Source organism: Streptomyces sp. NPDC051183 (genome assembly GCF_040682455.1).
GTDB lineage: Bacteria > Actinomycetota > Actinomycetes > Streptomycetales > Streptomycetaceae > Streptomyces.
The window spans coordinates 1-9717 of sequence record NZ_JBFBBA010000091.1; the positions used below are offsets into that span (position 1 = coordinate 1).

Consider the following 9717-nt stretch of genomic DNA (forward strand, 5'->3'; position numbering starts at 1 on the left):
GGGCCGTCTCCGAGATGGTCTTGCTGGACCGGAGCGCGATCTGGACCGCTTCTTCCTTGAACTCCGGCGAGTACTTGCTGGGTGGTGCCACGTCGTGCCTCTCGTTTCCTTACACAGGGATCCTATTGGGTCCCTGTCCGGAAACCTCGGGGCACCTGAGCCCCCAAACCAACGGCAAAGTCGAACGCTTCAACCGCACCCTCCTCGATGAATGGGCCTACGCCAGGCCATACCTCAACGAGCAGGATCGACGTGACGCATTCCCTGCATGGCTGCATCACTACAACCACCACCGGCGGCACACCGCTTTGAAGGGTCTACCTCCCGCCAGCCGCGTCCCCAACCTCACGGGGCAGTACAACTAGCCGCTGGACCGCCTGTACGGCCCCCGAGCGAAACGGGGGCCGTACAGGCCGTCCAGCGAATCGGGGCCGCTCCGGATGTCCGATTGATGCTCTTCGGCCGCGCCGTACCTCGTAGTTGCCCCCACTCGCCCCCACCTGGCCACGTCCCGCCGACGGGCGCGGGGCGGGCGCTGCAGGAGCCCCCGGTGCTTACGGGCGCCGACGGGCGGCTCCCCCGGTCGGCCGGGTGGGGTCCTCGTGGTGACCGGGTTCGCCACGAGGCCCGGGCCGATCGCGGCCGGGCCCGGGGTGTACGTGCGGGGGCGGGGTCCCGACCGTCACGGGTGCGTGCGTGCGGGGGCGGGTGCGGGGACCCGGAACTCCGCCGGGTAGCGGGCGGAGTGCCAGGCGTCGGTGTGGCCTTGGCGCGCCCCGGCGTTGTCGAGCACCCCCGTGCCGCAGCTGCACACCACGATCGGATCCCACGTCCACGAATCCACGGGCACGACTTCCTCCAGGGGGTGCGGTCTACGATGGCGGCCTGGGGTCGGCCCCGAATGCCGCGGGGCCGACCCCAGGTTGGTACCGGGGGTTATCAGGCCCCCAACGCCGTGGCCTCGGGCCGGGCGGTGTCGGCCGGCTGGTCGACGGTCACCGGCGCGACCACGCGGTCCAGGAAGGCGCCGATCAGCGCGACCGGCACCTCCCCGGTGAACGTGGCCGTCCATCGTGTCGGCGCGGCCGGGATGGCCCGCGGCCCGTCCCCGGCGGGTACGTCGAAGCCGACCGCCTCGACCCGCCACAACACGTCCGTGTTCGCGTACTCGATCGACTCCGGCTGGAAGAGCAGCCGGACCCGACCGTTCGGCGCGACCACCAGGACGTTGGCCGCGGGGTCGCTGTGCGACTCCCACCCGGCCGCGGCCAGGATGTCGAGGGCCTCCGAGGGTTCGCCGTCGTCCGTCAAGAGCGTGGGTGCATACGTCGTCACGTGAATTCCGTTCCATCGCGTCCGGCGGGAATTCCCGTCCACCGGTTCCGGGCGACCAGGAACGTAGCTCGACTCCGGACGTAGATCAACGGCCTTCAAAAAGAACAAAACCGCCCCGGAATGGTGGCGGTAAAGGACCCGGGACGCATCTCCCTTGACGCGGCAACGCCGCGCCGGCCTGGCCCGTCACCACAGGTGGATGGCCTACGGCCGTAAGGACCGACAGCTTCACCAGGTTCATGCTTCTAACAGGTTCGTCGGCAACGGTTTCCACCCGTGGCCTGCTTAAATTTTCCACCCGTGCCCAACCCGAAGGCTGGTTTCCTTCGCCTGACACGGGGGTTCCTCGGCCTTGGGGAGGAAGAGTTCTGTGGGTAGCGGTGGGGTGTTCAGCTTTCTGAACGTGCTGGGGTGGGTGGTCAGCGTTTGATGGGCCGCGGATGGCGAGGACGGCGAGGGCGAGGAGGGCAGGTTCGAGGATGCGGGAGGCCATCTCGACGTAGGTGGAGGGCAGCCGGAGTACGCCGGAAACAGGCAATAGAGCCTTGAGGGGTGCTCCGTACGGGTGATGCCGCGCGTTCAGCGTCCCAGCAAAACGCCAGGTCGTGAGGGTACTGCGCGTCTCGGGCCGCACCATGTGAGTTCCATACTGGCGAGGGCTCGGGAGGATGCCGTGCATGGCTTCGGTGGAACGTACCGCGTACCCGCGGTTCAAGCGCACGATCACTTCCCGCGAGCTGCACGAGTCGTTCACTCCGGCCACCGCCGAAGTGGCGTGGGCGCGGGGCAAGTCGCGTACGGATGGGCATCTGCTGGCGCTGGTAGTGTTGTTGAAGAGCTACCAGAAGCTCGGCTACTTCCCGGACCTGGCCGAGGTGCCGCCGCTGGTGGTCGGGCATGTGCGCGGTCTGCTGGAGCTGGGCGAGGGCGTGGAGCCCAGTCATGACTCCGCCCGCATGCTGCGGCACCACCGCACGGTCATCCGTGAGCGGCTCGGTGTGTTCTATGACCAGGAGAAGGCCCGTGAGGTGGCGGCAGCAGCGATCTTCGAGGCCGTGCAGACCAAGGACAATCCAGCCGATCTGATCATGACCGCCAGCCGCCACCGCCTCGAAATGACCATCCGCTTCACCATCTGGAACCACATCACCGGCAGCACCGGCCTGCCCGCCACAGCCTGAACCACAGCCCCCTCAGGGCCTCGAGACACCCTGAAGCACCATCAAACGATCATGACGCCGACAATGTGACAACGCCCTGTGCCGCGATCCTGGGCCGGTTGCGGAGGTCGAGCGTCAGACCGGCCGGGATGCGCTGGAGCAGGTCCCGTGCCTCGTCGACCACTGCGGCGAGGCTTCCCGTACGGAGCCCGAACAGCACGCGCTGGTGCCACTGCGGCACAGGGTGGAGGGCCATCGCCACCGACGTGACCACGGCGGGACCGCCTTGCAGGAACAGACCGTTCACCGAGGGCCCCGGCCCCTCCTCGGCACCGTCTCCGACCGGACCGGGCGCGCGCGTGCCGACCAGGCTCCCGTCCGGGAGCACCAGTTCGAGCGCCCGAACCTGCGCCGCCATGTCCCGGTAGGCGCCGGTGCCCAGGCCCCGCTGGAGGATGTTCCCCACCACCGAGGTGTCGGCCCCCGCCCCGGTGGCGGGTGGCCAGCGGCTCGAGCCGGCGCCGGCCAGGTACCGGGCCAGGCTCCCGAAGGTCACCCCTGGTTGCACGGTCGCGACCCCGAGCTCCTCGTCCAAGTCCACCACCCGGTCGAGCCTGGACAGGCACAGCAGGGCTGCCTCGCCCGGCCGCGGGCCGGTGGACCCGTACCCCCAGTTGCGCCCCGTACTGACCGGATGTACCGACAGTTTCCGGCGGTGGGCGACCCGCAAGCAGGCGGCCACCTCGTCACGGTGTCCGGGCAGCAGCACGCAACGGGGCCTCGCGCCGCCGGGGAAGGTGCCCCGTGCGATGCGGTCCCCTTCCTCGGCCGCGGTCGCCACGTGCTCCCGGCCCAGCAGGGAGCGCCACTCCCGCACTGCAGCAGCCCACTCCGCCTCCTGGCCCATGCCGGCGACCGTACCGTCGCGGCTGCCATCGGTCGGCGCGCCGTACCGGCCCGGCCGTGCGGACCGCGGGGCGAGCGTCGGTGTCTCCACGCTTCACACGAGGTTGTTCGCCATGGCTTCGACGTACTTCTTGATGGGGTGGTCACGCAGGGCGTCGCCGGCGGGGGCGAGGAGGTCGGCGGTGGCGCCCTTGACCCGGTCGCCCAGTGCGCTCGTCAGCGGCATGGAGGAGCGGATGCGGCCGCTCGCGTCGATGTAGTGCAGGGTGTCGACGTGGGTGTAGGCGGGCTCGGGCGGCAGTTGCGGGACGATGTCGTTGTTGTTGACGTAGCGGTGCAGTCGGTCTTTGAAGCCCTTGTTGCAGGAGGCGGCCAGGAGCCGGTCGCAGGTGCGGGGCTGGCCGTAGGTGTAGATGCCGTCGGCCTGCAGGCGCGGCTCCTCGAGGTACATGCGGCAGCCGGCGAGCATCGCGAGTGCGCCGCCGAGGCTGTGGCCGGTGAACCATACGCTCTGGTCGTCGTCGCGGAAGTCCGCGAGCGCGTCCCTGACGGTGGGGAAGACCGAGTCGAGGGCCTGGCCGAAGCCGTAGTGGATGTAGCCGGTCCCGCCCGGTCCCGGCCACGGGGGTGTGGTGGCGTCCGAGAGCCAGTCCCGGATCTGTGCGGGCTCGGTGCCCCGGAATCCCGTGATGATCATCTTATCGCTGGCGATCGTGTACGCCTGGGTGTCCTCCAGCGGGAACGGCGGGGTGAACCGGGTGTGGTGGTGACGCACCCGGTCGAAACCCCAGCCTCGGGCCTTGGCTTCGATGGTGGCCTCGTCCTTGTAGGCGAGGTCGGCGGCCTGGACCATCCAGTACGCGAGCTGGGGGCTGTGCTTCCTGGCGGTGTGGTCGATCGTCGACGGTACGGACACGGCTTCTCTCCCGGCCATGGTGGGTGGTGCGTGAGACCGTCCGCGGAGCATCGCACGGACGGATGCCGCCCGGCCCGGTCGCGTGCCGGAACACCGGCCCAGGTCGGCCGGGCAACCAGACGCTAGCCGGGAGCCGGTGCGGTTCCCGGCTCCCACTCCCCCGACCGGTGCGCAGGAACGATCCCTCGTCACCCGAACGGACCGGGGCCGGCCACGGGCACGGCAGCCCCACCCGTACCCGCCCGGATCTCAGGACGGCCGCGCGCGGCGGTCGCGGTGCAGGTCCAGGGTGGCGCAGTGGAAGGACCCGCCGAGGGCGTGGACGTTTTGGAAGGGCAGCGGCAGGGGCGTGAAGTCGAGCTCGGCGAGCAGGGTCTGGAGCGGCGTTGTCACATTGTCGGCGTCATGATCGTTTGATGGTGCTTCAGGGTGTCTCGAGGCCCTGAGGGGGCTGTGGTTCAGGCTGTGGCGGGCAGGCCGGTGATGTGGTTCCAGATGGTGAAGCGGATGGTCATTTCGAGGCGGTGGCGGCTGGCGGTCATCAGGTGCCGGTGGGGCCGGAAGTGGGCTGAGATCCCGGTGAAAGCGGACAGGAATCGCCGCGCTCCGCCGACGCTGCGGAAGCCTTTCATCGCCCGTTCGCGCTGCCGGGTGGGCTGGTGGGAGTTCTCCGCCCGGTTATTGATCCCCTTGTGAGAGCGGTGTTCCACCGAGGGCATCACCTCACGGTGCGCGGCCCCGTACGACTTCAGTTTGTCGGTGACGATCACCCTCGGGACCTGCCCGGTGGTGGTGAGGAGCCGGCGGAAGAACCGCCTGGCCGCGGCCTTGTCACGCCGGTTCTGGACCAGGATGTCCAGGACGTTTCCGTCCGCATCGACGGCACGCCACAAGTACTTCTGCACCCCACCGATCTTGACGAAAACCTCGTCGAGATGCCACTTGTCGCCGGGCTGCGGGCGCCGGCGGCGCAGGGCGTTGGCGTAGGCCTGGCCGAACTTCAGGCACCAGCGGCGCACCGTCTCGTAGGAGACGATCACGCCCCGCTCGAGCATCATCTCCTCCACCTCACGGAAGGAGAGCGGGAAACGGAAGTACAGCCACACACAGTGCGAAATGATCTCCACCGGGTAGCGGTGATTCTTGCACGACGGCGCCCCAGACGACACGAGCGGTTCCCCTCCCCGGATAGACAACCCGAAGATCATCCCAGACCGCCGCCGACAACGTGACAGCACCGCGCGGCGGGCAACGATCTGAAGAGCGCACCACCCAGCTGATCAGCCACACTCAAGCCCCCCGTGCCGCACCCAACCGGCTAGCCCGCAGGCCAATGTGGGTTCGGCGTGCCGTCATCGCTCATGTGCGCCCGTCGCCAGATTTCGTTCCAGTGGAACGGGGTCTCCGGCACGAACCGGTGCCGCTGCCCGCACGGACATGGCGCCAGCGCCCGCGCGCACCCACGGCACAGCTCGACCCAACCGTGCCCGGTCGAGCTCAGCACTCGTGGTCCCTCATCCCCACAAGCCGGGCAGCCGGGCGGATCAGCACCGTCCAAAATCGCGTTCTGCCGCCGGACGTACTCGGACAGACGCAGCGACGGGTGGCGAAACGGGTCTTCGAGCCAGGCCCGGTCGGGGCTTTCCCACCAACTCTGCAGCCACCACGGCCGAGGGTTCGGTACAGCCCGCCGCCCAGCCTGCTTCTCAGCCCGGCGCTGCGCTGCGTACTCGTCTGCCCGCACGAGCCACAGCACCCGCGCCTCGTGCAGTTCCTCCACCGCCCGCGCCAGCGCGTCCGGGTCCGCCTCCAACCGACGGGGGATCGCCGCGCTGAGCGTGAGGTGGTGGTATGTCGCCCGCAAGCCGTAGGGAGCAAAAACGGTGAGGCAAGTGCGCAACGCGCTGTGCCGCCGGTGGAGAGGGAGCCGGGCGTCGTGCACGCGAGCTCGGTGGGTCACGAAGCTGGTCATGATGTAGGCACCAGGTCCAGTGCCCGTGCCAGGGCGGCAGTGACGGCGGCAGCGTGTGCCGGCAGGTGTTGTTCAGCCCAGGTTTCGGCAAGGCTGAGGAAGTCCTGCAAATCCTGCTGGGCGCCGGTGACGAGCGTGCCTATCTGGTCTACCGACAGCTCGATCACCGGGCTGCTGTCCGTCTCGTGGGCGTCGAGCGTCAGCCGGACGATGTCGCCAAGACGTTCAGCCGTCGAGGACGGATCGTGGCCGAAGTAGGCGCAGCCGGTGCCGTTGAGCACCTCCAGCCAGTCGCGCCAGGTCTCCAAGCCGTTGCAGCAGCCCGGCTCGACGAAGACGATGTCGGTGGCGTTGTCGGTCACCCGGAAGCCGCCGGCGGCGAACAAGTCAGGCATGGTGAGCAAGCCGTGCAGGAAGGCGCCGAGCGGGTCGGTCGGGCACGGCCCGTGCTCCTCCTCCGGCTCGAAGTCGTTGCAGTCGGCGATCTGCATAACCGCCGTGCCGACCTCCGCCGGAGTGAGCTCCCCGTTCAGCACGAGGTAGCCATATGACTCGTGCTCGCGAACAGGCCAGAGCGCGAAGTCGTCGGCTGCGGAGATCTCCAGAACGGGTTGCATCACAATCACATGGGGATGATGCCGGACCCACTGCTACACCGCCACGAGCTTTCAGCTGGCATCGGGCTCGGAGCAGGCCCACTACCTGGGCAGTTTCGCGGTGCGCTCCGGGCAGGCGGCGCTGACATAGCGCTTGGCAGTCTGCTTGCGAGGGGGCAGGCTCGGGGTAGCCCACGGACTTCGGGTCGGCCAGGCCGCGGTTGACCTCGTCGCGGTCGAAGAGCGCCGGGTTGTACTTGTGCAGGCCCCACTCGCGTAGTTCGCGGTACCGGGTCTGCAGCCGGAATACGCCGGAAAGGTGCCGTAGGCCCTGGCGCTGCCACCAGCCGATCGTCTTGCGCGCGATGGGCAGTTCTGGGTAGTTGGGATGACAGGCAGGCGAAGCCTCTGGCAGATGGGTTTTCGACCAAGAAATCCGTCTCCACCAGAAGCTTTGCAGGACGGCCAACACCACGGCCCACGCCGCCCTCAGCTACCGCTGTACTGACCACCTCACGAGATTCAGGAAGGCGTCTTTTTCGCGTTGTTTCGCAAAGTGATCTCCCACCAGGTCGCGCCGCCCGCCTGGCCCGGCACAGGCGTGGCCTCCTCGTATAGTGCCGTGCGTCCCCGGAGCACCGCGAGGTGTACGGGCAGGTGCTGCTCGGGCACGGCGAGCGCGTACCCGCCGGCGTCGTCCGTCGTCGTGGCAACCGAGCGGGTGGACTCGGTCCGGGCCCGGACGGTGAGGTCCGGCAGGCCCCGGCCATCTTTGCCGACCACCCGGCCGTGGATGACCAGGGCACCCTCCACGGGCCGGGGCAGCGGGACCGCGATGCGCCCCGCCTCCGTGAGGGATGTGTACCGGCGCCGGGTGAGTTCCCGCTTCCAGCCGTGCGCCGCGCGGGCCGTGGGCGACTCGGCGCCGTCCCGGGCCTCCAGGCGGGCCAGGTCGAAGGCCAGTCCCTCGGCCTGTTGCGCGTCCGCGTCTGCCGCCGCCAGCAGAGCGGCTACCCGCAGGGCATCGGCGGCACCGGTGATCCCGGCCAGCTCGTCACCGAGCGCGTCGGTCTCTTCGTCGCCCCGCCCGTTGCCTTCCTCCTCGTCCTGTTCAAGGATCGCGCCGATCAGCCGCACGAGATCGAGACTGGTCCGGACGTGAGTGCAGGGATCTTGGGAGGTGAGCTCCAGCTCGCTGCTGTTTGAGTGGTCCACGACGACCTTCCCGGCGGCAGCCACGCAGTGGGTGCTGTGGTTGAGAACCGTGGTGTTCAGGGCGCCCATGGTGTAAGCCGAGAGCGAGGCTTGCCCGGGTGCCTCGCGGAAGCGGTTGCCGGTGGCTCGCACGGACCAGCCCAGGAAAGTGTTCGCGTTGCGGGACTCCAAGTCGTCGGCCGTGCGCACCTGGTTGTCGCAGGCCATCAGGTCGTCACCAGTGACAATCGCGACCGTGGTGGCCACGCGCTGCGCCCCCCGGGAATCAAGGGACACCTGATTGTCCGAGAAGAGCAGTGGTCCGCTCACGGGCTGAGGTGTGCCTTCCTTGGACACGGCCGCTGACAGTGGGTACCGGCCGACCAGGCCTGCCGCGTGCAGCCGGAAGCCGGCGTCGCCCGCGTTCCGTGCCGTCGCCAAGCCGAGCATCAGGACCGCCCCGCCTCCGACGATGGTCAGCGCGGCTGTCAGCCGGGCCGCGGCCGGCGCGGGGTCCTCGCCGGCCAGCGGCAGCCACCTCCGGAACGCGTCGGCCGAGCTCGTTCCGGCCCGGACAGGCTGGACTTCGTCCCGTACCTGAATGGCCGGGATCGCCGTCCCGGCCAGCATGTTGTCGCTGACCGCCGCCGGGCCCAGGGCCCACAGGAGAAGAGCCCGGCCGCACGGGTGGGAGACCAGGTTCCGCTCGATCCGGGCAGCCGGCCGGGTCGGCGAAGCCCACTCATCAGACGTATCCGATGTGTCCGGGACGGCGTACGGGAGGCAGATGCCGTCCCGGGGCCCGGGCAGTGGGCGCCGGGACCAGCGACCGTTGCCCTCGATCCGGTTGTCCCGGACGACCAGCCCTTCGACGGCGGCGGCATAGAGGCCGCACACCGCGTGATCGTGGTCCGACCCATTGCTGGCGATGAGGTTGTCGCGCACGAGGAGCCCGCGTACCCGGTCCAGGGCGATCCCACCGAAGCCCGTGCGCAGGGCGGCGGCCGGATCGCGGGCCGCACGGACCTCGATGCGCAGGCAGTGCTCGATCCGATTGTCGTCGATGACCACGTCTTCCAGTTGGCAGGCTCCGCGGGTGTCGCGCGGGCGGCGCACACTGGCGATGCCGTTGCCTCCCATCCTCAGGACGCGGTTGCCGGTGATGCGGAGGCCGGTGACGGGTCCTTCGGAGACCGGCACGGGCGGCTCGCCATCGCCCAGGTCCGGCGGGGGGTTGTCGTCGTCCCCCGGTTCCAGGTGCAGGCAGCCGCTGTCGTCGACGACCACGACGAACGGCGGATGCCGCACCGCCCGCGCGAGCACGGCGTACCAATCCCGGGAAAGGAGCTGGAAGTCTGCTGCCCCGACCCACACCACGCTGCCGAGCGTGATTCCGTTGCCGTTGCCGGAGTCGATGACATTGCGCCGGATTTCGGCACTGTCACGTTGTCCGGGCGTCTGGGATGATCTTCGGGTTGTCGGTGTCCGGGAGGGGTGGGGGTTCGTGTCGTCTGCGTCGCCGTCGTACAGGAACCACCGTTACCCGGCCGAGATCATTGCGCATTGCGTGTGGCTGTACTTCCGCTTCCCGCTCTCCTTCCGCGAGGTGGAGGAGATGATGCTCGAGCGGGGCGTGGT

At 69.2% G+C, this 9717-nt stretch carries 10 protein-coding genes and 2 pseudogenes; 3 read left to right on the plus strand and 9 right to left on the minus strand.

Features of this window, described 5'->3' with window-relative positions; translation table 11 throughout:
- Window positions 1-161: 161 nt before the first annotated feature.
- A pseudogene (locus AB0M99_RS36995) lies at window positions 162-365 on the plus strand (integrase core domain-containing protein); the annotation flags it as partial.
- A 317-nt stretch (window positions 366-682) separates the two neighbouring features.
- Here the strand turns inward: AB0M99_RS36995 and AB0M99_RS37000 are convergent.
- Both AB0M99_RS37000 and AB0M99_RS37005 read right to left on the minus strand, forming a co-directional pair.
- On the minus strand, window positions 683-850 hold the full coding sequence (locus tag AB0M99_RS37000; protein WP_365928547.1) for a hypothetical protein: 168 nt from the start codon (window positions 848-850) through the stop codon (window positions 683-685).
- Between the two features lie 89 nt (window positions 851-939).
- A complete protein-coding gene (locus tag AB0M99_RS37005) occupies window positions 940-1335 on the minus strand; it encodes a DUF317 domain-containing protein (RefSeq protein ID WP_365928549.1) in 396 nt (131 codons plus the stop codon).
- 677 nt (window positions 1336-2012) lie between these two features.
- Between AB0M99_RS37005 and AB0M99_RS37010 the strand changes: the two genes are divergently transcribed.
- Window positions 2013-2516 carry a DUF4158 domain-containing protein gene (locus AB0M99_RS37010; RefSeq protein ID WP_365928551.1) on the plus strand — a complete coding sequence of 168 codons (504 nt, stop codon included), beginning with the start codon at window positions 2013-2015 and terminating at the stop codon, window positions 2514-2516.
- Window positions 2517-2565: 49 nt separating this feature from the next.
- Here the strand turns inward: AB0M99_RS37010 and AB0M99_RS37015 are convergent, their stop codons facing one another.
- The 7 genes from AB0M99_RS37015 to AB0M99_RS37045 form a co-directional block, all read right to left on the minus strand.
- Window positions 2566-3492: an FAD-binding oxidoreductase gene (locus tag AB0M99_RS37015; protein WP_365928553.1), complete on the minus strand. Its 927-nt coding sequence runs from the start codon at window positions 3490-3492 to the stop codon at window positions 2566-2568.
- A 3-nt stretch (window positions 3493-3495) separates the two neighbouring features.
- Complete coding sequence (locus tag AB0M99_RS37020) at window positions 3496-4317, minus strand: lipase family protein (protein WP_365928555.1); 822 nt, start codon at window positions 4315-4317, stop codon at window positions 3496-3498.
- Between the two features lie 249 nt (window positions 4318-4566).
- Window positions 4567-4710 (minus strand): hypothetical protein, encoded by a 144-nt coding sequence (locus AB0M99_RS37025; protein ID WP_365928557.1) that lies wholly within the window; start codon window positions 4708-4710, stop codon window positions 4567-4569.
- Between the two features lie 65 nt (window positions 4711-4775).
- Window positions 4776-5486 carry an IS6 family transposase gene (locus tag AB0M99_RS37030; RefSeq protein WP_365928563.1) on the minus strand — a complete coding sequence of 237 codons (711 nt, stop codon included), beginning with the start codon at window positions 5484-5486 and terminating at the stop codon, window positions 4776-4778.
- A 149-nt stretch (window positions 5487-5635) separates the two neighbouring features.
- Window positions 5636-6289 carry a hypothetical protein gene (locus AB0M99_RS37035; protein WP_365928559.1) on the minus strand — a complete coding sequence of 218 codons (654 nt, stop codon included), beginning with the start codon at window positions 6287-6289 and terminating at the stop codon, window positions 5636-5638.
- Window positions 6286-6906 (minus strand): hypothetical protein, encoded by a 621-nt coding sequence (locus AB0M99_RS37040; RefSeq protein ID WP_365928565.1) that lies wholly within the window; start codon window positions 6904-6906, stop codon window positions 6286-6288. Before AB0M99_RS37040 ends, AB0M99_RS37035 begins: the two co-directional genes overlap by 4 nt.
- A gap of 501 nt (window positions 6907-7407) precedes the next feature.
- Window positions 7408-9456 carry a hypothetical protein gene (locus AB0M99_RS37045; protein WP_365928561.1) on the minus strand — a complete coding sequence of 683 codons (2049 nt, stop codon included), beginning with the start codon at window positions 9454-9456 and terminating at the stop codon, window positions 7408-7410.
- A gap of 10 nt (window positions 9457-9466) precedes the next feature.
- Here AB0M99_RS37045 and AB0M99_RS37050 point away from each other — a divergent pair.
- A pseudogene (locus AB0M99_RS37050) lies at window positions 9467-9717 on the plus strand (hypothetical protein); the annotation flags it as partial.

Coding starts and splice junctions, on each gene's coding strand:
- AB0M99_RS37010 (WP_365928551.1), top strand. CDS start 2,013: ATGGCTTCGGTGGAACGTACCGCGTACCCGCGGTTCAAGCGCACGATC.
- AB0M99_RS37035 (WP_365928559.1), bottom strand. CDS start 6,289: ATGACCAGCTTCGTGACCCACCGAGCTCGCGTGCACGACGCCCGGCTC.
- AB0M99_RS37040 (WP_365928565.1), bottom strand. CDS start 6,906: ATGCAACCCGTTCTGGAGATCTCCGCAGCCGACGACTTCGCGCTCTGG.